Below are 23,466 nucleotides of genomic sequence, written 5' to 3'. Positions count from 1 at the left end.
CCTAAGCAGAGACGAAAGGCCGAGAAAAGATGAGTGGTTCGGAAATACGGTCGGCGGCGTACGGTCTGTTGCCGACGGACACTACGGAAGACGTACGGACGCGGGGGGCGGGCGTCTCAACACAGGTCGCGGTCCTTCCGGTGGGAAGCTTCGAACAGCACGGTGCGTATCTTCCGCTGGCGACCGACACGCTCGTCGCCTGTGCCGTCGCGCGAGAGATCGCCGCGGCGTACCCGGTGCACCTCCTCCCCCCGGTGACGATCTCCTGCTCGCACGAGCACGCGGCCTGGCCGGGCACCGTCAGCATCTCCTCCGTCACCCTTCACGCGGTGGTACGGGACATCGCGGACTCGCTGCGCCGCTCGGGCGTCGAGGCCCTGGTCGTGGTCAACGGACACGGCGGCAACTACGTGCTGGGCAACGTCGTCCAGGAGGCGTCCGCCCGCGGGGAGCGGACGGCGCTGTTCCCGGCCGCGGAGGACTGGGAGGCGGCCCGGCTGGATGCGGGAGTGGTCACCTCGCTGCTCACCGACATGCACGCGGGAGAAATCGAGACCTCCATTCTTCTGCACGCGCACCCGGAATCTCTCCGCCCCGGTTACGAGACCTCCGATTTCGTCGCAGACGACCGTCGTCATCTCCTCACCCTCGGTATGTCCGGTTACACCGATTCCGGTGTCATCGGGCGCCCTTCGCTGGGCTCTGCGGAAAAAGGGAAAGCGTTGCTGGAGAGCCTCGCGGCTTCCTTCGGACCGTATTTCTCGATGCTGACCGAATCCGGCACCGGGACCGAATCCGGCACCGAAACCGAATCCGACGCCGAGTCCGACTCCGCGTAGGACCGCGCCGGGCGCCGCAGTCCCTGGTACCAGCGGGCGACCAGGACGGCCGCGCCCGGCAGGCTCGCCACGAAGCTGAGGACGCCGTAGACGATCGCGGTCGCGAGGCCGGCCTCGGCGCCGAGGCCCGTCGCGGCGAACGCCCAGGCGGTGACGCCCTCCCGGGGGCCGAACCCGCCGATGTTGAGCGGCAGTCCCATGGCGAGCAGGGCGAGCACGGCCAGCGGCAGCAGTACGGCGACGGAGGCGCCGGAGCCCGCGATGCGGGCGGCGAGCACGAACATGCCGAGGTGACCGGCGAGGACGGCGGCCGAGGAGAGCGTGACGCCGGGCCAGTTGCGGCGGGACAGCAGGGCCTCGCGCGCCTCGGCGAGGGTCGCGCGCAGCGCCCGGCCCCGGCGCGAGGAGGGGGCCCGGTTCATGCGCAGGGCCATGACGACGGCGAGGGCGCCGAGGGCGGCGAGGCCGGCGGCAGGGGCGAGGTGGCGGGCGTCGTCCAGCACCGGGGACGGCATCGTGAGCAGGACCGCGCCGCCGACGAGGGCCAACGCGATCTGTCCGGCGGCCCGTTCGAGGACGACCGCGCGCACTCCGCGGCCCATGTCCCCGGCGCTCTGTCCGTGCCGCACCGCGCGGTGCACGTCGCCGAGGACACCGCCGGGCAGGGCCGCGTTCAGGAACAGGGCGCGGTAGTAGTCGGCGACGGCGGGGCCGAGCGGCAGCCTGATGCGCAGCCCGCGGGCCACCAACTGCCAGCGCCAGGCGCTGAACACGGTGGTCAGGACGCCGATCGCGAGCGCCGCGAGCAGGGCGACGGTGTCGATGCGGCGCAGTCCGTCCAGGAAGACGCCGGTGCCCAGACGCCACAGCAGGACGGCGAGGATGGTGACACCGGCGACCGTGCCGAAGTGGGTGCGCAGAGCGCGGGAGTCGAGGGCGGAACGCAGGGCGGTGCGCCACCGCTGGGTACCGGCGGGGCGGGGCCGCGCCTGGGTCACGATCACCCCGATGCGGTCACCGGAGACCGCTGCGGCGGCACGCAGGTCCGCCGCGGACACTCCGGCCGCTTCGAGCAGTTCGGCGCGGGCCACCAGGGCGTCGGCGCGGGCCGCGAGCACGTCGTTGCCCGTCTGGAGCACCTCGGTGCGCAGCGTGAGGGCGCGGTGGGAGACCGTGCCGCAGTCCTGGGCACCCGCCCCGGCGCGGTCGGTGCTCCGCACCGGCAGGCTCGGCCGCTCGGCCTTCGTCGCGTGCCGCTCGCCGGCCGGCCGCACCGTCTCCACGCTCATGACGCTCCGCCCGTCGGCCGGGACAGCGCCAGCAGGTCGCTGTGGTGGACGACGACCTTCAACTCGCCCGCGCGGCAGGCCTCGAGACGCTCCTGGAGGTAGCGCTCGGCGCGCTCCTTCAGCTCGGGCCGCTCCTCGACCGCCGCGCCGACCCAGCCCCGCAGCCACTGCACGGTGAGCGCGGAGTCGGCGGGGCCGAGGCGCCAGGCGCTGGGGTGCAGCCGTACCGTGGCGCCCCGTTCGGAGAACGCCTCGCAGGCGACGGTGATGGCGTCCGGGCCGAGCAGTCCGCCGCGCCGCTGGTGGGCGTTGAACGCGTCGGCGATCTCCTGGTCCAGCGGGTGGGACGGGGTGAGTTCGACCCGGCCGGCCACGGAGAGCGTGAGCAGCGCCGGGCAGCCGGCGCCGGTGCAGGCCGCGGCGAGGGTGTCGATCTCCTCGCGGGTGAGGACGTCCAGCAGCGCGGAGGCGGTCACCAGGGAGGCGCCGGCGAGGGCGTCCGGGGTGAGCAGGCCGACGTCGCCGCGGCGGGTCTCGACGGTGACCCGGCTGCCGTCGGCGGCGGAGCGCGGGGAGGCGACCGCCGCGAAGTGCAGGAGGTAGGGGTCGCGGTCGTGCAGGATCCAGTGCTGGGGGCCGTCCAGGCGGGGCGCGAGCCAGCGGCCCATCGAGCCGGTGCCGCAGCCGAGGTCGTGGATGACGAGACCGGCCTTGCCGGGCAGGTTGGCCAGCCGGATCCGCAGCGGGTCGATCAGGTCGCCGGCCCGCGCGGCCGCGTCGGGTCCTTCCCGCAGCTCCAGCCACTCGGGCGCGTAGCGGGGGGCGTCGTCGGGACCGGCGTCCCGAAGCCGTACGGTGGGCCGCTCACCGGGGCGGGCGCTGGGCCCGGCACCGGGAATGACCGATTCTGCGTCGGCAGGGACAGCGGACTTCACGGACGTCACCTCTCGGGGCCCCGGCTGGGCCGGGATCTTGCCGCTCTGCTTGGTCGCCGTCTTCCTCATGCCGCCCTCCTGGGTTCGCTCGGCAGTCGGCCGAGAACTCCGGCCAGGCTGCGGGCCGTGGTCGCCCAGCCGTCCAGGGCGGCCCGCCGGCCCCGGGCAGCCGCCTTGAGCCTGCGTCGTACGTCCGCCTCGCCGAACCAGCCGCGCAGTTCGGCGGCGAGGGCGGCGGGGTCCTCCGGCGGGACGAGGATGCCGGGCACGCCGCCGTCGGGGGCGCGACCGACCGCCTCGGCGACTCCGCCGACGTCGGTGGCCAGCACCGGGATGCCGCGCGCGAGGGCCTCGGTGACCGCCATGCCGTAGGTCTCGGCGTAGGAGGTGAGGACCATCAGGTCGGCGGCCGCGTAGCTGGCGTCGAGCTCGGCGCCGGCCTTCGGTCCCGCGAGGTGCAGGCGGTCCTGGAGGCCGTACTTCTTGATGAGCATCCGCAGGTGCGCGACGTACTCGGGATCCTGGGTGATCCCGCCGACGCACACGCAGCTCCACGGCAGGTCCTGGGCGCCGGCCAGGGCCTCGATCAGCCGGTGCTGGCCCTTGCGGGGGGTCACCGCGGCCACGCACAGCAGCCGGGAGAGCCCGTCGGTGCCGGAGGCGAGCGGGGCGATGTCGGCACCGGGGGTGGCGACGTGGACCCGCTCGGGCGCGAGGCCGTGGTGCGAGACGAGTCGCCGTACGGCCCAGTCGCTGGTCGCGATGACGGCGGGCACGGCCCGCAGCACCGCGCGCTCCTTGGCGTCGAGTTCGAGGGCGAGGCCGGGTTCGAGGCCGGTCTCGTCGCCGAGCGGCAGGTGGACGAGGACGGCGATGCTCAGCCGCTCCGCCTCCGGGACGACGATCTCCGGGACCCCGCAGGCGACCAGGCCGTCGATGAGGACGACGGTGCCGTCGGGCAGGTCCCGCAGGGTCTGGGCCAGTTCGGTGCGGGCCGCGGCTCCCGGGCGGGGCCAGCTGCCGGCCACCGCGTGCCGCTCGACCTGCCAGCCGAAGCCGGGCAGGTCCAGGCAGACCCGCCGGTCGTAGGCGTTGCCGCCGCTCGGCGCGGTGGGGTCGTCCACGCCGCCCGGCATCACGAAGTGCACGGAGCGCAGGGACATCGGGATGATCTCGGCCTTCTTGAGGGCGGAGTGCTGCACGGGGACGTAGTCCAGCGTGGCCGCCCGCCCGGTGGTCAGGTCGGTCACAGGGCACGCTCGTAACTCGCCCAGGCGACATGCGACTCGTGCAGGGTGACGGTCAGGCCCGCGAGGCCCTTGGCCCCCTCGCCGAGGGCGCCCTTCTCGATGCGCTCGGCGAGCCGGTCCGCGATGACCTTCGCCAGGAACTCCGTGGAGGTGTTGATCCCCGCGAAGTCGGGTTCGTTGTCGAGGTTTCTGTAGTTCAGCTCGCTGACGACGGCACCGAGTTCCTGGGTGGCCAGTCCGATGTCGACGACGATGTTGTCGTCGTCCAGCTGTTCGCGCCGGAACGTGGCGTCCACCAGGAACGTCGCGCCGTGCAGTCGCTGCGCGGGGCCGAAGACCTCGCCGCGGAAGCTGTGGGCGATCATGATGTGATCGCGGACGGTGATGCTGAACAACGGACGACCCTCCAGGTGCGGCGCGTCTGGTCCCCCGGCTGATCCCTGCCGGGGGATGCCGTGTAGTACGGCTCTCCGCTTCCCCGTGTTCAGCCGGATCTCACTCTTTTCTCAGGTCAGGCGCTCTTGCCGTACCTCACGAGGTGACAGAGGGCCGGAATTTCCCCACTGGCCAGCGCGGGCATCACCTCCGGCAGTTCTTCGAACGCGCTTTCCCCCGTGATGAGGGCGTCAAGCCTCGGATCGGCGAGCAGTTGCAGCGCGAGGGCCAGCCGGCCGTCGTAACCGCGATGTGCGCGGGCCGGGGAGACGGTGCCGACCTGGCTGCTGCGGACGGTCAGCCGCCGGGAGTGGAAGGCCTCGCCGAGCGGGAGGCTGACGCGGCGGTCGCCGTACCAGCTCAGCTCGACGACCGTGCCTTCGGCGGCGAGGAGTTCCAGCGCGCGGGCGAGGCCCTGTTCGGTGGCGCTGGCGTGGACGACGAGGTCGCAGTCGCCGAGGGCGTCCGCGGGGGACGCGAAGCCGACGCCGAGGGCCTCGGCGGTCGCGGCACGGGCCGGATCGGAGTCGACCAGCTGGACGCGGACGCCGGGGAAGCGGGCGAGGAGGGCGGCGACCGAGCTGCCGACCATGCCGCCGCCGACCACCGCGATCCGGTCGCCGATCAGGGGGGCCGCGTCCCACAGGGCGTTCACGGCGGTCTCGACCGTGCCGGCGAGGACGGCCCGGCGGGCGGGCACGTCGTCCGGTACGACCGTCACCGCGCTCGCGGGGACCACGTACCGCGTCTGATGCGGGTGGAGGCAGAAGACGGTCCTGCCCTTCAGCGCGGCCGGGCCCTCCTCCACCACTCCGACGCTGAGGTAGCCGTACTTCACCGGTCCCGGGAAGTCGCCCTCCTGGAACGGTGCCCGCATGGCAGCGTGCTGGCTCTCGGGCACCTGGCCGCGGAACACGAGGGTCTCCGTGCCTCTGCTGACTCCCGAGTACAGCGAGCGGACCAGCACCTCGTCCTCGCCGGGGGCCGCAAGGGTCACCTCCCGCACCTCGCCCTCACCCGGAGAGCGGAGCCAGAACGCGCGTGCGGCGGCCTTCATCGAGAACCTCCTGAACGATCGGCAACTCGGGCACGTACCTCGTCACGTAACCGAGGTGTGCACAGGCCGCGCACAGTACGCGGCCTTGATCGACTCTGTCATCTGGCCGGAGGAATCTGCGGTGGCCCTGAACAACACTTACGAAGCAAGGCTGGTCCAGCAGGAGACCGCTGTCGGAGCGGGCGTTCAGATCCTGTTGCTGGCTCTGCTCGGCACGGCGATCGGCATGGGGCCGGCGGGCTGGCTGACCGGCCTCGCCTTCGCCGTCGCCACCTGGGCCGTGCTCTCCAGGGCGCTGCACCGCACCCGGCCGCGGTCCTTCGGTCCGGCCAACCGGGTGACGCTCGGCCGGGCCACCCTGGTCGGTGGAGTGACGGCCCTGGTCGCCGACTCCTTCCAGGACTCGCCGCCGGTCACCCTCTTCGTCGGCCTGACCGCGGTGGCCCTGATCCTCGACGGCGTCGACGGCAAGGTGGCCCGTGCGACGGGCACCTCGACGCCGCTGGGTGCGCGGTTCGACATGGAGGTCGACGCGTTCCTGATCCTGGTGCTCAGCGTGTACGTGTCGATGTCGCAGGGCCCGTGGGTGCTGCTGATCGGCGCCATGCGCTACGGCTTCGTCGGCGCCGCCCGCGTCTGGAACTGGCTCAACGCCCCGCTGCCGCCGAGCATGGCCCGCAAGACGGTGGCCGCGCTCCAGGGGATCCTGCTGCTGGTGGCCGCATCCGGGTACCTGCCGTTCACGGCGACCTTCGGGGTGGTGGCCCTGGCCCTCGGGACGCTGGTCTGGTCGTTCGGCCGGGACATCCTGTGGCTGTGGCGCACGCACCGGGCGGACCAGGCGGCGGTGGAGGAGCTGCTGGAGCTGGTGCCGGCCCGGCAGGCCGTGGCCTCCTGAGCGACCCTGCCTGGGGACTCTCGGGAGGTCTGAGGGGGGCTCAGCCCTTCAGCGGAACCCGGTACACGGTCGACTCACGCTGCCGGAACCCCTGTCGTTCGTACAGCCGGTTGGCGGCCGCCCGGTCCGGGCGCGAGGTGAGGTCGACGGTCCGGGCCCCGGCCTCCCGGGCGAGCCGGATCGCCTCCCGGATCAGCAGCCCCGCGACACCCTGACCGCGGGCCGCGTGATCGACGATCACGTCCTCGATCCGGGCCCGCAGGCCCGCGGGGGCGGGGAACATGACCAGCGTGAGGGTGCCGAGGATCGATCCGGCCGACGACCTGGCGAGCAGCATGGTGTTGGCGTCGCAGGCCAGGATGCGGTCGAGCGCGGCGAGGTCGAGCGCCTCGGCGGTCGAGGACAGCTGCGGCAGCATCCGCGCGAAGGCGTCGACGAGTTCCTGGTCGGCCTCCCGGGCGACGACCACCCGGATGTCCTGAGTCTCCATGGGGTGGACCTTATCGCCGGTGAGGCGGTCGCCTCCGGCGGATCGGGGGGTGGGGGCGCCGGAGGGTGCCGGGTGAGGTTGTGGGGCGGGTGCGGGTGCGTCGGGGCTGGTCGCGCAGTTCCCCGCGCCCCTGGGGGGTTGCAGTCGACGTGTGCTGCAACAGGCCGATCGCCGCGAGCGGTACGGCGGCCAGCAGCAGCCACGGCACCGCGGACGGCAGTCCGGCGTCCAGGAGGGAGCCGGTGAGGGAGCTGCCGAGGAGGACGATCAGGCCGGAGACCGAGGACAGTGCCCCGGTGTACAGACCGAGCCGTCCCTCCTCCGCGAGGTCGGGGACCCAGGACCGGGCCACCGGCGCGACGAGCATCTGCCCGAGGGTGAGCAGGACGACGAAGCCCGCCGACGGCAGCAGTCCCCCGGCGCCGGTCCACGCGGCGGGCCGTGCCAGCGCGACGACCGCGAACCCGGCGCCGATCAGCAGCAGTCCGACCGTCATCGAACGCCGTAGCGACAGCCTGGCACCGGCCCAGCGGGTGACGGGCAGCTGCGCGGTCACCACCAGCAGCGAGGACACCGCGAACAGCCAGGCCAGCGCCGACTGCGAACCGGTCGCACGCTCCACCTCCCCGGGCAGGGCGAGGTAGAGCTGGTTGTAGGCGAGCAGGTAGGCGCCGTACGCGCAGCACAGCGCGAGGAATCCCCGGTTGCGCACCAACGTCCCGAGACCGCCCCGAAGTTGCACGCGCCGCCGCCCCGGCACGCGCTGCGGCAGCAGCCACACGTGCCCGGTGAGGACGAGCACGAAGATCCCGGCGCCCGCGAGGCACACCGCGCGGAAGTCCACCGACAGCAGCAGCGCACCGAGCAACGGCCCCACGAACGCGCCCGCCTGCCCGGCGACGGTGAACAACGCCAGCACACGCGTACGTTGGCCACCCGCCTCCTCGTGGAGAACGGCCTGCCGCGCCACCTCCGACTCGACGGCCGGCGAGAAGAGCGCGGCCGCGAACCCGATGAGCAGGACGGCCCCGATCACCGCCCCCGTCCGCTCGGCGTACCCCAGCCACCCGAACCCGGCGATCCGCAGCACGCACCCGGCGAGCACGACCGGCCGGATCCCGTACCGGTCGGCGAGTGCCCCGCCCACCACGAACAGCCCCTGCTGGCTGAAGGTCCTGAGCCCGAGCACGAAGCCGATCAGCCAGCCCGCCATCCCGACGGCCCGCCCCAGATGCTCGGCCAGGAAGGGCAGCACGGCGAAGAAGCCGACGTTGAAGGCGAGTTGGGTGAGGATGAGCAGCCGCAGCAGCGGTGTGAGCCCCACCGGCTTCCCGGTCCCGAGGGACGTGGAGGTCATCCGCTCCTCACCAACTCCCCTGCGGACAACGGCAGTTCGGACCGGATCACGGCAGCACGAGGTCGCGCGCGCCGTCGCGGCCACCGCACCCCGCCCGCCGAACTCACCGCGAGCGCGCCCAGCAGGGCCAGTACGGCGGCGGGCGCCAGGACGGCCCAGGGGGCGCGCTCGGCGTAGGGCTGGTTCTCGGCGAGGAGCAACCCCCACTCCGGGGAGGGCGGTTGGGAGCCCAGGCCGAGGAAGCCGAGGGAGGCCAGGGCCAGGGCGACACCGGGCAGGCGCAGCAGGGCGTGCCGGGTGACCGGCGGCAGGATCGCGGGCAACACCTCGCGCCGCAGGAGGTACCAGCGGCTCGCGCCCAGGCCCCGGGTGGCCGCCAGGTGCAGGGTGGCGCGTTCCTGGCGGAGCAGTGAGGAGGTGTGCGCGGCGAGCGCCGCCCAGGAGACGGTGGCGACGGCGATCGCGGGCGTGGCGGCCCCGCTTCCGGCGACGGCGGTCACCAGCAGCGCGGCGAGCACCGGCGGTACGGCGTTGACGGTGTCGACGAGTGGCCCCGACAGCCGGGGCAGCAGCCCGAGCAGGACACCGACGACCAGCGCGCCGACGCTGACGGCGAGGGCGGCCGACAGGGTGTCGAGGGCCCCGTGTCCGACCCGGGCGAGCAGGTCCCGGCCGAGCGCGTCGGTGCCGAACGGGTGTTCCGTGGACGGGAGTTGGAGGCGGGCGCCGGTGTCCAGGGCGAGCGGGTCGCGGAACAGGCCGAGCGTGACGACGGCGGTCAGGAGGCCGCCGTACACGAAGGGCAGGACGCTGCGGGCGGGCCGGCGCGGCCGGTGCAGGGAGTCCAGGGCGCCGTCGCGCAGGGCCGGGCCCGCGAGGCGGCGGACGGCGAGTGCCGCGAGGCCGGTGGCGCCGGCCGCGAGGAGCAGGAGGGCGAGGGTGCCCGCCTGGAGGACGGGCAGGTCCTGGGCGAGGGCGGCCTGGAGGGTGGTGCGGCCGAGGCCGGGGATGTCGTAGATCTGCTCGACGGCGACGGATCCCGCGGTGAGGCCCACGACGAACAGGCCGAGGTTGGGCAGCAGCGCGGGGACGCAGCGGCGCACGGCCTGGGCGGCGACGGTACGGCCCCGCAGTCCGCGTGCCTCCGCGGCCGACGCCCAGGGTTCGGCGAAGGCGCCGGGGAGCAGGTCGTCGAGGAGGCGTCCGAGCACGGCCCCGGCGGGCAGACCGAGGGCGAGGGCGGGCAGGATCGTCCACCGGGGGCCGTACCAGCCGAGGGCGGGCAGCCAGCCGAGCTGGACGCCGACGACGGTGGCGAGCACGGAGGCGGTGAGGAACTCGGGCAGCGCGGCGAGCATCGCCGAGGCGCCGCCGCCCCTCCGTCGCCCGTCGAGGCGCCGGTGCGCTCCGAGCCACAGGGTGCGGGCGCAGACCAGGGCGGCGGTGCCGGCGGCGGCCACCAGCGCCACCGTCACCAGCAGCAGGGACACCCCGAGGGCCTGTGCGACGGCGGGGGCGACCTGTGTACCGTTCAGCCACGACCGGCCGGCGTCGCCGCGGGGCAGCCCGCCGAGCCACTGACCGAGCAGGTGCAAGGGGCCCTGGTCCAGCCCGAGTTGAGCCCGGATGTCGGCCAGGACCCGGGGGTCGGGGTCCCGGTCCGCCGAGCGGGCCTTGAGCACGGTGAGCGCCGGGTCGGTGCGGGACAGCCACGGCAGCAGGCCGATCCCGCACACCAGGGCCGCCGCGAGCAGGACCCGCCACAGCAGGGTGGCGACGCGTTCGCGCATGGATCAGCGCCGCGTTCCGGTGCCGACCAGGGTCCGCTCGTACGGGTCGAGGAGGACCCCTCGGACGTCGGTGCCGACGCCGACGATGATCCCCTGGTGGGCCAGTGGGACCACGGCGTCGGTACCGAGGATCGCCGCCTCGGCGCGCATGGCCGCGTCCTGCCGCCGGGCGGTGTCGGCGACTTGGTCGGCCTCGGTGACCGCCTTGTCGACCTTCTCGTCGCACAGCCGGGCGAGGTTGTAGCCGCCGTCGCAGGTGTAGTCGCCGGCGAGGACGCCGACGGGGTCACCGGTGTCGACGAGGCTGTTGCGGGCGACGACGAACGCGTCGAACTTCCCTGCGAGGGCGTCGCTTTCGAGTCGCGCGTACTCCCGCACGACCAGGTTCACCTTGAACCCGGCCTTCTGGAGCTGCTGTTGGAGGACCTGGGCGACCTCGGGGAGTTCGGGCCGGTTGTCGTAGGTGGCGAGGGTGACGGCGGTGCCGTTCGGCCGCGCGGCGGCGGCCCGTCCGGTGGGCCGCAGCCGCTTGCCCTCGGCCCAGGCCACGGCTGGTCCGTAGATGCCGGCGCCGGGATCGGCGTACCCCTCGAAGACACCCTTGACGAGGGCCGGGACGTCGATGGCCTCGCGGGCGGCGGCGCGCAGCCCGGGATCCTTGAACGGGCCTGACTCCGTGTTGAGTTGGAGGCTGGTGGTGCGGGTGGTGGCGGTCTCCTCGATGCCGGCCGCGTCGAGGGTGGCTGCCTGGGAGACGGGTATCGCCTCGGCGATGTCGACCTGGCCGGTGCGCAGGGCGTTGGCGCGGGCGGTGCCGTCGGCGACGAAGCGGGCGTCGATGCCGGAGGCCTGGGCGCGGCCGCCCCAGTAGTCGTCGAAGCGGTCGAGGGCGGCGGCGGTGGAGCCGGTGAGCTCGGTGAGTTCGAAGGGCCCGGTGGCGGTGCCGACCGGATCCACTGTCCCCCCGGTGTAGGCCTTGGCGGCGAACACGGCCAGGTTCGGGCTGGAGAGCCGGAGCGGCAGCACGGGGTCGGCCGCCTTCGTGGTGATGCGTACGGCGTCCCCGGCCGCCTTCGCCGCCAGGGTGACGCCGGAGAGGGCGGCCGGGGCGGGCTTGGCATCGCCGGCGTGGGTGAGAGCGGCGGCGACCGCGGCCGGGGTGACCTGCGAGCCGTCCTGGAAGGTGGCCTCGCGCAGGGTGAACAGCCAACTGCGGTCGTCCTCGCGGCGCCAGGACTCGGCGAGCGCGGGGGCGGCGGCGCCGTTGGCGTCGAGCGCGGTGAGGCCCTCGGTGACGCCGAGGCGGCTGAGGAGGGTGGCGTCGGCGCCGTAGGGCGAGAGGTTCTCGGTGGGCGGGAAGGCGAGGGCGACCCGGAGGCGGGCGCCATCGCTCCCCCGGTCGGCGGAGTCGCCGCCCGTGGAGGCGAAGCAGGCGGTGAGGACGGGGGCGAGCAGCAGGGAGCCCAGCAGGTGTCGGCGTCGCATGGTGGTTCTATCGGCCCATCGGTATCTCGAAGTGGACGACGTTGCTCACGCCGCCCGTGGTCTCGCGCTCGTCGTGCACGACCTTGCCGAGCGAACGCCAGAAGGGTTCGGCGCCGGGGACGGCCGGGTCGGTGTGCAGATAGACGGAGCGGTAGCCGCCGTCGGCAGCGGCGAAGGCGAGCAGTTCGTCGACCAGACGGCGGGCGAGGCCGCGCCTGCGGTGCTCGGGGCGGACGTAGATCCGGCGCAACTGCGCGGTCTCGCCCGAGGGGTAGCGCTCGGCCAGTTCACGCGGGTTCGGCGGGTGGGCCGGGCCGCGGGAGTCCAGGGCGCCGGTGGCCACGACGGCCCGGTCGTCCGGGTCGAGGGCGACGAGGAGGGTGTGGCGGGCCGGGACCAGATAGGCGGCGGCCGGGTCGATGATGTCGCCGTGCCAGCGGGGCACGTACCCGGTCCTGAAGTCGCGGTAGACGGTGTCGAGCATCACGGCTCGCGCACCGTCGAGGTCGTCCGGGCTCGCCACCCTGATGCTGTAGTCATGCACTTGCACATCATATGCATTAAGCCTTCCTGCTTGATCACAGAGGTTCGGAGGGATTTGACAGTGATCGAATCCACGCCATAGAACCTACCGACATGACATCCATTTTCAAAAAGAGGACGCGGTAGTGCGTATCGCGTTCGTCGGCAAGGGCGGCAGCGGCAAGACCACCCTGTCGGCGCTCTTCTCCCGTCATCTGGCTCGTTCCGGCGCACCGGTGCTGGCCGTGGACGGCGACATCAACCAGCACCTGGCCGAGGCGCTGGGCCACGACGGACCCGCCGCTGTGGACGCCCCTCCCCTGGGCGCGCACGTGGCCGACATCAAGGACTTCCTGCGGGGCGGCAACCCGCGCATCGCCTCCCGCGAGGCGATGATCAAGACGACGCCGCCGGGCCGCGGTTCACGTCTGCTGCGCCTGCTGGGCGACGACGAACTCCACGCGCGCCACGTCCGGCGGGTGGGTGACGTGCCGCTGATGGTGACGGGCGAGTTCGACGAGAGCGACCTGGGGGTGGCCTGCTACCACTCCAAGCTCGGTGGTGTGGAGCTGTACCTCAACCATCTGGTGGACGGCCCCGGCGAGTACGTCGTCGTCGACATGACGGCGGGCGCGGACGCCTTCGCCTCCGGCCTGTTCACCCGCTTCGACCTGACCTTCCTGGTGGCCGAACCCACCCGCAAGGGCGTCTCGGTCTACCGCCAGTACCGGGACCACGCACGGGAGTTCGGGATCCGGATCGCCGTGGTCGGCAACAAGGTGACCGGCGAGGACGACCTGCTCTTCCTCAAGGAGCACGTCGGCGAGGACCTGTTGACCCACCTGGTCCAGTCGCCCTGGGTGCGCGCGGCCGAACAGGGCCGTGCGGAGGGCGACCTGGAGTCCCTGGAGCCCCACAACCGGCACGCCCTGACGACCCTGCGCGACACGGTCGACGCCCACCCCCGCGACTGGGCCGCCCTCCACCGCCACACGGTCGAGTTCCACCTCCGCAACGCCCGCTCCTGGGCGAACGAGGCGACCGGCCTCGACCTGACCGCCCAGGTGGACCCGGACTTCGTACCGGGCCCGGCCTCCCTCGGCTGACTCCCCCTCCGTTACACGACAACAGGACAGGAACCCCCCGCACATGTCTCTCGACGTCTCCCCGAAGCTCCTCGCCGAAGCCGAACAGGGCGCCATCCGCGAGGAGGACTTCGTGGACACCGTCCGCACGTCCCTCCCCTACGCCTACGACCTGATCGCCTCCCTCGCCGGTGAACTCAAGGGCGGCACCGCCGAGTTCACCGACAACCAGACCCCTCCCCCCTCGGAGAAGGAGCGCGGCCAACTCCTGCGCGCCCTCGCCAGCGACGCCATCCGCGGCAGCCTGGAACGCCACTTCGGCGTGGCACTCGCCTTCCAGAACTGCCACCGGGTGGCCGCGTTCCGCTCGGAGTCGACCACGGGCGAGACGTACGCCCGCTTCACCTCGGTGCGCTCGCAGGTACTGAACCAGTCGCCGGAGTTCAGGGACTGCTGAGCCCGTCCCGGTATGTGGTGTGGCCCTCCCTGCTGCGGGAGGGCCACACCGTCGCTACCGCCGGACCGCCGCCTCGGCCGGCGCCGGCGCGTACCCCGTGGGCCGGGCCGTGAAGGTGCCGCGGCCCTGGGTGCGGCTGCGCAACCTGGTCGCGTAGCCGAAGAGTTCGGCCAGCGGCACGGTTGCCGTCAGCACCGCCGAGCCGCCGCGCGCGACCGAGCCCGAGACCCGGCCGCGGCGCGCGGCGAGGTCGCCGAGCACCGCTCCGACCGCGTCCTCGGGCACGGTGACCGTGACCTCGACGACCGGCTCCAGGAGCACCATCGCGCAGGCGCGCAGGGCTTCCCTCAGGCCGAGCCGGCCCGCCGTGCGGAAGGCCGTGTCCGAGGAGTCCTTCACATGGGTCGCCCCGTCGGTGAGGGTGACGCGCAGCCCGGTCACCGGGTGCCCGCCGAGGGGTCCCTCGGCCAGGGCGTCCCGGCAGCCGGCCTCGACCGCGCGGACGTACTCCTGCGGGACGCGCCCGCCGACGACCGCCGAACGGAACGCGAAGCCCTCCTCGGCCGGTTCGACGTCGAGCACGACGTGCGCGAACTGCCCGGCCCCGCCGTCCTGTTTGACGTGCCGGAAGACCAGCCCGGACACCCCGCGCCCGACCGTCTCGCGGTGACTGACCCGCGGGCGGCCGACGGTGAGGGCGAGGCCCTGCTCACGCCTTACCTTCTCCACCGCCACCTCCAGATGCAGTTCCCCCATGCCGGACAGCAGGGTCTGGCCGGTCTCGGCGTCGGTGCGGACGACCAGCGAGGGGTCCTCCTCGGCCAGCCGGGCGAGCGCCGACGCCAACCGGTCGGTGTCGACGGACCGTTGGGGCTCGACCGCCACGGACACGACCGGTTCGGCCGCGCTCGGCGGTTCCAGTACGAGTGGGGCGTCCGGCGCGCACAGGGTCGAGCCCGCGCGGGCCGACTTCAGCCCGACGAGGGCGACGATGTCGCCGGCGACCGCCCGTTCCAGCGGGGCGTGCCGGTCGGCCCGGACCCGCAGGATCCGTCCGACGCGCTCGGTGCGCCGCGCGCCCGCGTCCCACACGGTGGCTCCCTTCTCGATCGTTCCCGAGTACACCCGGACGTACGTCAGCCGTCCCGTCGGGGTGGCGTTCACCTTGAACGCCAGTGCCGCAAGCGGTGCCGCCGGGTCGCAGGGCCGTTCCTCGCCCTGCTCACCCCGTACGGCGGGCACGTCCAGCGGGGACGGCAGGTACGCCACCACGGCGTCCAGCAGCGGCTCGATCCCGCGGTTGCGGTAGGCCGAGCCGCACAGCACGACCACGCCGTCGCCGCTGCGGGTGAGGTCCCGCAGCGCCGCCGTGAGGGTGTCGGCGGAGAGGGTCTCGCGGTCGCAGAACTCCTCCAGGGCGGCGGGGTGCCGTTCGGCGACGGCCTCCTCCAGCGTGCGGCGGCGCCTGAACGCCTCCTCGCGCAGGTCGTCGGGGACCGGGCCCTCCGTCATGGTGTCGTCGGGCCAGGTCAGCGCTCGCATCCGCAGCAGGTCGACGACTCCGGTGAAGCCGTCCTCGCGGCCGATGGGCAGCTGCACGACCAGCGGGGCCGTATGCAGTCGCCGTCGGATCGACTCCACGGCCGTGTCGAGGTCGGCGCCCGCGCGGTCCAGCTTGTTGACGAACGCGATCCTCGGCACACCGTGCCGGTCGGCCTGCCGCCACACCGACTCGCTCTGCGGCTCCACGCCGGCGACCGCGTCGAACACCGCGACCGCCCCGTCGAGCACCCTGAGCGAACGCTCCACCTCGTCGGCGAAGTCGACGTGTCCCGGGGTGTCGATCAGGTTGATCCGGTGCCCGTCCCACGCGCAGCTGACGGCGGCCGCGAAGATGGTGATCCCGCGGTCCCGCTCCTGCGGGTCGAAGTCGGTGACGGTCGTGCCGTCATGGACCTCGCCGCGCTTGTGCGTGGTCCCGGTGGCGAACAGGATCCGCTCGGTGACCGTGGTCTTGCCGGCGTCGACGTGGGCGAGGATGCCGAGATTGCGGACGGCGGCGAGCGGGTTGAGGTGGTTGGTGCGCACGGCCCGTGGCCTTTCGGTGCGGTGATGACAGGGCTGCGCGATGACCCGTACGGCATGACGGCACGTCAGAAGTGCGTGCCACGGCGGTGTTCCTGGAGCCGCTCAGACAGGCGTGACGGGTGTCCGGTGCCGGCCGCGCAGCGGGCACCGGAGAGGCGAGGACACGAGGATCACGTCGTACGACGTCCGGGGGACGGCGACAGCGGTGCGCACGCACATGGCCGTACTCCCCTCACTCGTCGTCCCTGGTGATCGTCCTGGTGATGCGAGTGTAGGGAGCGGGCCACGTCGGCGCACGGGGTTTTCTGCGGTCAGCGGAGCAGGCCCTGGAGGCCGTCGTAGGCGGCCATGACGAGGTCCAACCCCCTTGTGTCCTCGGCCGGTTCCCGCATCTGGCCGGTCGCGTACGCCACTACCATGCGGGCGTCGGGGTCGATCATGACGAGCGAGCCGCCCCAGCCGCCCCAGCCGAGGCTGCTGCCGAACAGTCCGTAGCCCAGGCCGTACCGCTGGGGCATGCCGATCACACGGTCCTCGCCGCTGAACTGCTCCTCACGGGCCCGCTCGGCGCCCGCCGCCGACAGCAGCCGTACGCCGCCGACGGTTCCTCCGCAGGCGAGCGCGGACTGGACGAGGGCGATGGAGCGGGCGTTGCCGAACCCGCTCGCGGCGGGGATCTGGGCGCGCCGCCAGGCCACGCTGTTGCCGTCCCGGACGCGCAGGGCGGTCCCGGAGGAGGGCGTCGCGTCGGGGCCGGGGGTGGCGGCACCGGCCGTGTAGTCCTCGTCCCGGCCGGGCGGCGGGACCGTGAGGGCGACCCGGTGGTCGTGCTCGGCGGGGAGCCCGATGTGGAAGTCGGCGCCGAGCGGGCCCGTCACCTCCTCGGCGAGGAACGCACCGACCGTCCGTCCGGTGATCCGGCGCAGCACCTCGCCGACCAGGAAGCCCTGGGTGGCCGAGTGGTATCCGGCGGCGGTGCCGGGCTCCCACAGGAGCGGCTGGGCGGCGAGCCGGGCGGTGGCGGCCTGCCAGTCGTAGAGCTCCTCGACCGGGCCCTCCCAGTGGGGCAGTCCCGCGGTGTGCGAGAGCAGGTGCCGTACGAGCACCTTCTCCTTGCCCGCGGCGGCGAACTCCGGCCAGTAGCGGGCGACCTGGGCGTCCAGGTCGAGCTCGCCGCGGTCGGCGACGATCAGCGCGCACAGGGCTGTCATCGTCTTGGTCGTGGAGAACACGTTGGTGATCGTGTCGCGCGTCCACGGGACGGTCCGGCCGGCGTCGGCGAAGCCGCCCCAGACGTCGACCACCGGCTCACCGTCGACGAAGACGGCCACCGAGCCGCCGGTGTCGCCTTCCTCCAGCAGCGCGGCCAGCTTGTTGGGGACCGCGGAGAAGAGATCGTCGTACGTGCCCTGGATGTCGGCCATGCCGGGTATTCAGCGCCTCACGGGCGGGCCGGGTCAAACGAATTAACCGACTCAGCGTGTGGTGCAGGTCACATGGATCTCGCCTCACGTTCCGACGGCCAGCTTGCGTCAGGTGGTCGTCCGCACGGCGGGAACGACCTACACGAAAGCGATGGCAGACCATGAAGACGACGCACTCGGCAGCGGCCCGGCAGCACGAGGTCCTGGTCCTGGGGGCCGGATACGCCGGGCTCTCCGCCGCGACACAACTCGCCGCACGGACCCGGAAGCGGGGCGATCTGCGGGTGACGCTGGTCAATCCGTACGACACGTTCACCGAGCGGCTCCGGCTGCACATGACCGCCACCGGCCAGGAGACGGCCGAGATGAGGATCCCGGAGCTGCTGGACGGCACCGGTGCCGTCTTCGTCCGCGGCTGGGTCACCGCCGTGGACGCGGCGGCGAGGACCGTGCGGATCGACGACGACCGGGTCCTGCGCTACGACACCCTGGTCTACGGCCTGGGCAGCGTCGCGGACACCGTCACCGTCCCCGGTGCGGACGAGCACGCCCACACCCTCGACGGCCCGGAGTCCGCCGCCCTCCTCGCCGACCGGCTGGAACGGCTCGACGGCGGCACGGTCCTGATCGGCGGCAGCGGACTCACCGGTGTCGAGGCCGCCGCGGAGATCGCCGAACGGCACCCCCGGCTCCGGGTGGTCCTGCTGGGCCGGCAGGAGCCCGGGGCCACGCTGCACCCGAGGGCCAAGGCCCACGTGGACGCGGCACTCGCCCGGCTCGGGGTGCGGGTGCGCGCCGGTGCCGAGGTGACCAAGGTGCTGCCGGACGGCGTCGAACTCGCGGACGGCTCCGGCGTTCCGGCGGATCTGGTGCTGTGGACCAGCGGCACCCGTGTCCCACCGCTGGCCGCCGCCGCGGGCCTGACCGTCGACGACCGCGGCCGCGTGATCACCGACGACGCGCTGCGCTCGGTCTCCCACCCGGACGTCTACGCCGTGGGCGACGCGGCGGCGGTCCGTCAGGGCTACGGCGTGCTGCACGGGACCTGCCAGAGCGGGATGCCCACGGGAGTGCACGCCGCCCTGTCGATCCTGCGGGTCCTGGCCGGGAAGCAGCCCCGGCCGTTCCGGTTCGGCCACTACCACACCCCCGTCAGCCTGGGCCGGGGCGACGCCGTCGTACAGTTCACCCGTCCCGACGACAGCCCGCGCCGGATCGTGCTGACCGGCAAGGGGGCCGTCAGGTACAAGGAGATCGTCGGCTCGGCACCGTGGGCCACCTTCGGCCGCATGAAGAAGATGCCCGCCTCGGGCGCGTTCTGGCCGCGCGGCGGCCGCCACACCCGGATCCGGAGTGTCAAGTGACCCAGGCCCACCAGACCGGCCCCGACCAGCTCGCCTTCCAGCAGTACCGCACGCTGCTCTTCTCGGTCGCCTACCGCGTCCTCGGCACGGCGGCGGACGCCGAGGACGCGGTCCAGGAGACCTGGCTGAAGTGGTCGTCGGCGGATCGCTCCCAGGTCGCCGACCCCAAGGCGTACCTGACCCGGATCGTCACCAACGTGGCCATGGAACAGCTGCGTTCGACCCGCCGCCAGCGCGAGACGTACGTCGGGCCATGGCTCCCCGAGCCGATCCTCACCGGTCCGGACACCGCCGACGACGTGGCCACGGCGGACTCGGTGTCCATGGCCCTGCTCGTCGTCCTGGAGACGCTGACCCCGCTGGAGCGTGCGGTGTTCGTGCTGAAGGAGGTCTTCGCCTTCAGCTACGTCGAGATCGCGGAGGCGGTGGAACGCTCCGAGGCGGCGGTACGGCAGGCCGCACACCGCGCCCGCGCCCACGTACGGGCGCGCCGGCCCCGGTTCGCCGCGGACCGGGCCCGTCAACGGGACGTCACCGAGCGCTTCTTCGCGGCGACGACCGGCGGTGACATCAACACCCTCATGGAGCTGCTCTCCCCGGACGTGACGCTGTGGACCGACGGCGGCGGGAAGGTCCGTCAGGCCCTCAAGCCGGTCGTCGGCGTGGAGACGGTGGCCCGTTGGTTCGCCGCGCTCGCCACAGCGACCTACCAGGGCATCGAGCCCGGACAGATGCGGGCGGAGCTGACCTCGGTCAACGGCGGCCCGGGGGTGGTCTTCCGCGGCCCGGACCGGGTGATCGCCACGCTCACCTTCGACTTCGACGCGCAGGGCCGCATCTCGGCGCTCCACAACGTGGCCAACCCGGACAAGCTGCACGCGGTCGCGGAGGGGACCCGGCACGAGCTGTGCTGAGCCGGCCGGTCCCAGGGACAAGAAAAGCGCCGCCCCTTGCCGGGGTCGGCGCTTCTTGTCTGTGGTGTCCGAGGGGGGAGTCGACCACTGACGATACGGTCGTTGTCGCCCAAGGACGACTCAAGCTGCAAGGTTCACCCGGGGCCCACCGTCTCCTCGGGAAACCGGCCGCCACCCTGATTCCCTAGTGGGCGCCAAGGAGGACAGCGCCACTGGCAGCCAACGGAAGAACCCTGTCGTGCCGCCCGTCGTTCGCAAGGACCGCAGGCGGTGGACCATGCGCTGGAAGGCGCACCTGAATCAACAGGGCCCACCACCCGGGCCCGGGTGACGGCGTGCAGCCCGGTGGCGAGTCCTTTGGGCAGAGGTAACTTGCCGCCGCCAGGCACATGTTGCTGACCTTCATGCGGCACAGGGCGCCGCCATGCGCGCCAAGAACTCCGGGGCGGACCACTGCGGCCGTTCGGCGGCGGGTCGCATCGCCGCCGACACCACAGCGGCGAGTTCCCGGCCGACCCCATGCTCGGCCAGCACCGGTCCGACCCGTTCATGGGCCCCGCTGTAGGGCGGGTCTTCGCCCGTCAGCAGCCAGTGCGCCACACCCGCCAGGGAGTAGAGGTCGGCCGCCGGCAGACGATGGGCGTTGCCGGTCCGGATCTCCGGGGCCACGTAGGGAGAGAAGCCGCACCGAAGGCACCGCAACGACGAACACCCGCCCCGGCCGGGAGCCTGAGCGGGTGCCAATGTCCCCTCTCTGGAAACCGGGCTCCGTGGGGCAAATCAGTGTCCGAAGAGCGAGTTGACCGCTGACGATACGGCTGTGGTGGCGCAAGGAAAGCAACAGGGGCTCTATCTGCTCCCACGCCGCATCCGTCAACTCGCCTCGACCTGCCACAAGATCAATTATCAGACACGCGCCAATCCGCCGGGCCGGTGCTCCACGATCGTTGCCGGAAATGACCCATCAGCTCTCAGCTGCCGCCCCGTCTCCTTCCTCCGGCGTGCCGTCCTCAGGAGTCGCTCCGATCGACGCCGTGCCGGGTTCAGCTTGCTCGGACTCCTCGTACGGCAGGGCGTACTCGACGGTTAGCGAAGCGAGGTGCAGGGCGAGCGGAAGTCCGAGGGCGTCGGTGTAGTCGTCGGCAAACCGTTGCTGATGGACGTACATGGCCCACGGTTCGGGACTGTCGCCGGACTGCAGGCCGACAACGCCGATCTCGAGCAGTTCCGGGTTCCAGGCCGCCGTGTCCGGCTTCAGCAGAGATCGTCCGCCGGCATTCCGGTGCTCCGTGAACTTGCTGATGTCGCGGGCGTGCTTGTGCTGGCTCGCCTTGTCCGAGGTGCTGTAGAAGATGCGGTTGCTGTCGTCCGCATCGCTCGGCCGCCACAAACCCTTGGCAATGCCGGCCGCCTCGTCGCCGTCCGGAGCCCACCACTGGGCGGTCTCGTCCCGGACGTTACCGGCGACCCGTACGACTCGCAGGTGGCGGCCGTGGGCGGCCAGCCTCTGAAGTGGCCCGCTGCCCAGTCGAATCCCGTCTGCCACCAGTCCTTTGTTCTGCAACCAGGGCCAGCGCTCCCGGGTGTTCTGGGCGTATGTGAGAACCAGTGTGGGTTCTCCGCGCAGCTTGTAGAGCGTCTGCTTGATGAAGAGGGCGGTGGCATCCTCCTGTTGCTGCCGGAATTTAAGGTCGTCACCACGGACCTGCCCCGTGAGGTTCTTGAGAAGTTCCGGGTACGGAACCCAGTCCTGCGTTTCCGGCGAGCGCCCCATCACACAGCCTTGTCCCGGGCGGATGAGCACAGCGATGGGGGTGAACTGTGGGTACTGGTTGTCACCGCTGACCCGCCGCTTCACGAGCCAGAAGGCGACCTGGTTGAGCCTCTCGGGAATCCGCTCCCCCACAGAGTGTTCGGGAACGATCCGCATGCCGAGCTGCCTGAGGCCGTCGCTCCACGCGGCGGCGGCACGATGAGGCCCCGAATCCTTTTCGGGTGCGGTTCCCGTGGGATCGGGCAAGTCGAAGAATTGACTGACGAGTCCCGCGTCGGCGCAGCCGATGCGGATGGCGAACTTGGGGTCGCTCCTGCGCTTCTTGAAACCGTCCCGTCCCTCCAGTTCGACGAACGCGAGCTGCGCGGGGCCGGTCGTATCCCGCATCCAGCCCTGAAGCACTTTCTTGACCTGGGTGCGACGACTGTCGATGGCTGCGTCCCATTCGGCGCCCATCCTTGGTGCCCGGTCCCCGCCGAGCCGGTCCGCCAGCTCGCCGACCTGCCGGGTGTGGATGCGCACGGTCAGCTCCGGATGCTCCCATGTCCAGAGCTCCGGCCCAGAGGAAACTCGATGCCCGGCCAGTCCCAGGTTCTCCTCGGCCGCTGCGACCAGCAGATCCCTCATGGCATCGGTCTGGTAGAGCAGTACGGCCGTGAGCCCGGCGGGGCCGACGGCCTGAGCGACCTTCGGACGACGTTTGGCCGCATTCCGCGTCAGGATCTCGGCGTTCTCCCTTCCGATCTCCGCCCTCTCCTCCTCGGTGGCGGTCTTCTTCACCGAAAGTGTGTCCTGCAGGACGTTGAACGGCATCTGGCGGCGGATCCCACTCTTCTCGAAGGCCCCGATGCGGACGAACTCCGGCTCCAGGGCCGCGGACGCCCATTCCGTCAGTCGGCGCCGCTCCATCGGCATGATCCCGGCCTTGACTCCGTGCGCACCCATCATGGTGTGGTGCAGCACGGCCGCAGTGACCCCTTCGCGGCCTGCGAGCCAGCTCTCGGGCTCCTTCGCCATCAGATCCGCTGAAGGAAAGTTGGCGACGGCGGACACCTGGCTGAGCATGCCCTCCGGACCGCCCTGGAGCCACTCATGCCCTCCGGACTTGGGTACCCAGCGCATCGCGCCGACGGCGAACCGCTCGGGCGAGGGGCCGTCGGGCACCAGGCTGTCGTCGGTGAGCATATACACGGACACACTGCCCCTCTGCGGCATCCACACCGGGCCACGCGCCCAGCGGCGCACTCCGGTCGTCACATGAATGCGAGGGGTGGGGTCGAAGGGCACCGTACGGAGCGAGACCCGGATGTACGCGGAGTAGTACCACACTCGCGCTTTGGCTCCCCGTCCTGTGCTGTGCTCCAGTGGCGGCCATGAGACGAGTTCTGCGCCGGAAGCGCCCGCGGGTTGGGCTACCTGACGGAAGTGGAGCTTCTGGCCGAAGTGTTCGTACAACGGCTCGTGTCGTGAGATGCGGGAGGCCAGCATCTCGGGCAGCAACCGCCACAAGTGGTCGGCTGGCTTGGCCGTGCCGCCCTCCGTCAGGGTCTGTTCCAGCATGTCGACGCCGACGAGCCCCCAGTCCAAGCCGTCGATGTCCAGCCGCCCCGCGGTCTCCTTGACTTTCGCGTGCCCCTCGACCCCGGGCTGCAGGTCGCGCAACCACGCGTGGATGAAGCTGCTCATCACAGCTTTCGGGTAGGGGGTGTTCGCGTAGAGCCACGGCTTGGCGTCGTCCAGTGGGGCCTTGGTCGCCACGGACACCAGGTCGGGGGCGACCGCCGCGATAAGACGGTTGAGCCGGCCGATGGGGACCTGCACCCGGTGACGGGAGACCCTCTCGGGTTTTCCGTGCAGATAGTGCTCCTTGAGAGGGTCGCGCCACGCGCGGGGAAAGGAAAGGGCGTAGTGCGTGACGAGGAAGGGGCCTGCTGTCGGCGACGGGATGAAGGCCGCGGGTTGAATGCTGTCGTAGGCCATGGTGAGGGCTGACTCCGTTCATGACGTGACGCT

General features: G+C 72.3%; 19 protein-coding genes and 2 pseudogenes. 6 read left to right on the top strand and 15 right to left on the bottom strand.

Annotated features, from left to right (window positions below):
- The first annotated feature begins 29 nt into the window (after window positions 1-29).
- Complete coding sequence (locus ACFULQ_RS18795) at window positions 30-839, top strand: creatininase family protein (RefSeq protein ID WP_383545066.1); 810 nt, start codon at window positions 30-32, stop codon at window positions 837-839.
- Between the two features lie 113 nt (window positions 840-952).
- On the opposite strand, the pseudogene ACFULQ_RS18790 reads toward ACFULQ_RS18795, so the two are convergent.
- The 5 genes and pseudogenes from ACFULQ_RS18790 to ACFULQ_RS18770 form a co-directional block, all read right to left on the bottom strand.
- A pseudogene (locus tag ACFULQ_RS18790) lies at window positions 953-2,128 on the bottom strand (YbhN family protein); the annotation flags it as partial.
- Window positions 2,125-3,132 (bottom strand): class I SAM-dependent methyltransferase, encoded by a 1,008-nt coding sequence (locus ACFULQ_RS18785; protein ID WP_383545063.1) that lies wholly within the window; start codon window positions 3,130-3,132, stop codon window positions 2,125-2,127. The gene ACFULQ_RS18785 and the pseudogene ACFULQ_RS18790, both read right to left, overlap by 4 nt.
- Window positions 3,129-4,313: a glycosyltransferase family 4 protein gene (locus tag ACFULQ_RS18780; protein WP_383545060.1), complete on the bottom strand. Its 1,185-nt coding sequence runs from the start codon at window positions 4,311-4,313 to the stop codon at window positions 3,129-3,131. Before ACFULQ_RS18780 ends, ACFULQ_RS18785 begins: the two co-directional genes overlap by 4 nt.
- A complete protein-coding gene (locus tag ACFULQ_RS18775) occupies window positions 4,310-4,708 on the bottom strand; it encodes a 6-carboxytetrahydropterin synthase (protein WP_046728401.1) in 399 nt (132 codons plus the stop codon). The genes ACFULQ_RS18780 and ACFULQ_RS18775 overlap by 4 nt, the downstream gene beginning before the upstream one ends.
- Window positions 4,709-4,824: 116 nt before the next feature.
- Window positions 4,825-5,805, bottom strand: a complete 981-nt coding sequence (locus ACFULQ_RS18770; protein WP_383545057.1) for a zinc-binding alcohol dehydrogenase — start codon at window positions 5,803-5,805, stop codon at window positions 4,825-4,827.
- A gap of 121 nt (window positions 5,806-5,926) precedes the next feature.
- Here ACFULQ_RS18770 and ACFULQ_RS18765 point away from each other — a divergent pair, with 121 nt between their 5' ends.
- The gene (locus ACFULQ_RS18765) at window positions 5,927-6,703 is read left to right on the top strand and encodes a CDP-alcohol phosphatidyltransferase family protein (protein ID WP_383545112.1); all 777 of its coding nucleotides are present in this window, start codon (window positions 5,927-5,929) and stop codon (window positions 6,701-6,703) included.
- A gap of 40 nt (window positions 6,704-6,743) precedes the next feature.
- Here the strand turns inward: ACFULQ_RS18765 and ACFULQ_RS18760 are convergent, their stop codons facing one another.
- The 5 genes from ACFULQ_RS18760 to ACFULQ_RS18740 are packed head-to-tail and all read right to left on the bottom strand — an operon-like array spanning window position 6,744 to window position 12,369.
- Window positions 6,744-7,193, bottom strand: a complete 450-nt coding sequence (locus ACFULQ_RS18760) for a GNAT family N-acetyltransferase (protein WP_383545055.1) — start codon at window positions 7,191-7,193, stop codon at window positions 6,744-6,746.
- 10 nt (window positions 7,194-7,203) lie between these two features.
- Window positions 7,204-8,550, bottom strand: a complete 1,347-nt coding sequence (locus tag ACFULQ_RS18755; RefSeq protein ID WP_383545052.1) for an MDR family MFS transporter — start codon at window positions 8,548-8,550, stop codon at window positions 7,204-7,206.
- On the bottom strand, window positions 8,547-10,340 hold the full coding sequence (locus tag ACFULQ_RS18750) for an ABC transporter permease subunit (RefSeq protein ID WP_383545049.1): 1,794 nt from the start codon (window positions 10,338-10,340) through the stop codon (window positions 8,547-8,549). Before ACFULQ_RS18750 ends, ACFULQ_RS18755 begins: the two co-directional genes overlap by 4 nt.
- A 3-nt stretch (window positions 10,341-10,343) precedes the next feature.
- Entirely contained in the window at window positions 10,344-11,825 is a 1,482-nt protein-coding gene (locus ACFULQ_RS18745) for an ABC transporter substrate-binding protein (protein ID WP_383545047.1), read from the bottom strand.
- A gap of 7 nt (window positions 11,826-11,832) precedes the next feature.
- Entirely contained in the window at window positions 11,833-12,369 is a 537-nt protein-coding gene (locus ACFULQ_RS18740; protein ID WP_383545044.1) for a GNAT family N-acetyltransferase, read from the bottom strand.
- A 124-nt stretch (window positions 12,370-12,493) separates the two neighbouring features.
- Here ACFULQ_RS18740 and ACFULQ_RS18735 point away from each other — a divergent pair, with 124 nt between their 5' ends.
- Window positions 12,494-13,453: an ATP-binding protein gene (locus ACFULQ_RS18735; protein ID WP_383545041.1), complete on the top strand. Its 960-nt coding sequence runs from the start codon at window positions 12,494-12,496 to the stop codon at window positions 13,451-13,453.
- 43 nt (window positions 13,454-13,496) lie between these two features.
- Window positions 13,497-13,889: an SCO5389 family protein gene (locus ACFULQ_RS18730; protein WP_383545039.1), complete on the top strand. Its 393-nt coding sequence runs from the start codon at window positions 13,497-13,499 to the stop codon at window positions 13,887-13,889.
- Window positions 13,890-13,943: 54 nt separating this feature from the next.
- Here ACFULQ_RS18730 and fusA read toward each other — a convergent pair whose 3' ends face one another.
- Window positions 13,944-15,977: an elongation factor G gene (gene fusA, locus ACFULQ_RS18725; RefSeq protein WP_383545037.1), complete on the bottom strand. Its 2,034-nt coding sequence runs from the start codon at window positions 15,975-15,977 to the stop codon at window positions 13,944-13,946.
- Between the two features lie 311 nt (window positions 15,978-16,288).
- On the bottom strand, window positions 16,289-17,401 hold the full coding sequence (locus tag ACFULQ_RS18720) for a serine hydrolase domain-containing protein (RefSeq protein WP_383545034.1): 1,113 nt from the start codon (window positions 17,399-17,401) through the stop codon (window positions 16,289-16,291).
- A 161-nt stretch (window positions 17,402-17,562) separates the two neighbouring features.
- Here ACFULQ_RS18720 and ACFULQ_RS18715 point away from each other — a divergent pair, with 161 nt between their 5' ends.
- The gene (locus tag ACFULQ_RS18715) at window positions 17,563-18,765 is read left to right on the top strand and encodes an NAD(P)/FAD-dependent oxidoreductase (protein WP_383545031.1); all 1,203 of its coding nucleotides are present in this window, start codon (window positions 17,563-17,565) and stop codon (window positions 18,763-18,765) included.
- Window positions 18,762-19,679, top strand: coding sequence for an RNA polymerase sigma-70 factor (locus ACFULQ_RS18710; RefSeq protein WP_383545028.1), 918 nt, complete (start codon window positions 18,762-18,764; stop codon window positions 19,677-19,679). The genes ACFULQ_RS18715 and ACFULQ_RS18710 overlap by 4 nt, the downstream gene beginning before the upstream one ends.
- Before the next feature lie 402 nt (window positions 19,680-20,081).
- Here ACFULQ_RS18710 and ACFULQ_RS18705 read toward each other — a convergent pair whose 3' ends face one another.
- The 3 genes and pseudogenes from ACFULQ_RS18705 to ACFULQ_RS18695 form a co-directional block, all read right to left on the bottom strand.
- Window positions 20,082-20,348 carry a hypothetical protein gene (locus tag ACFULQ_RS18705; RefSeq protein WP_383545115.1) on the bottom strand — a complete coding sequence of 89 codons (267 nt, stop codon included), beginning with the start codon at window positions 20,346-20,348 and terminating at the stop codon, window positions 20,082-20,084.
- A gap of 115 nt (window positions 20,349-20,463) precedes the next feature.
- Window positions 20,464-20,574: pseudogene (locus tag ACFULQ_RS18700) on the bottom strand (IS5/IS1182 family transposase); the annotation flags it as partial.
- Window positions 20,575-20,643: 69 nt separating this feature from the next.
- A complete protein-coding gene (locus tag ACFULQ_RS18695) occupies window positions 20,644-23,433 on the bottom strand; it encodes a pPIWI_RE module domain-containing protein (protein WP_383545025.1) in 2,790 nt (929 codons plus the stop codon).
- Window positions 23,434-23,466 lie beyond the last annotated feature (33 nt).

Origin of the sequence: Streptomyces sp. NPDC057253 (genome assembly GCF_042669125.1) — a bacterium.
Classification (GTDB): Bacteria; Actinomycetota; Actinomycetes; order Streptomycetales; family Streptomycetaceae; genus Streptomyces.
Note: the sequence above shows the minus strand (reverse complement) of the source record. Positions and strands in the feature narration are given on the sequence as shown.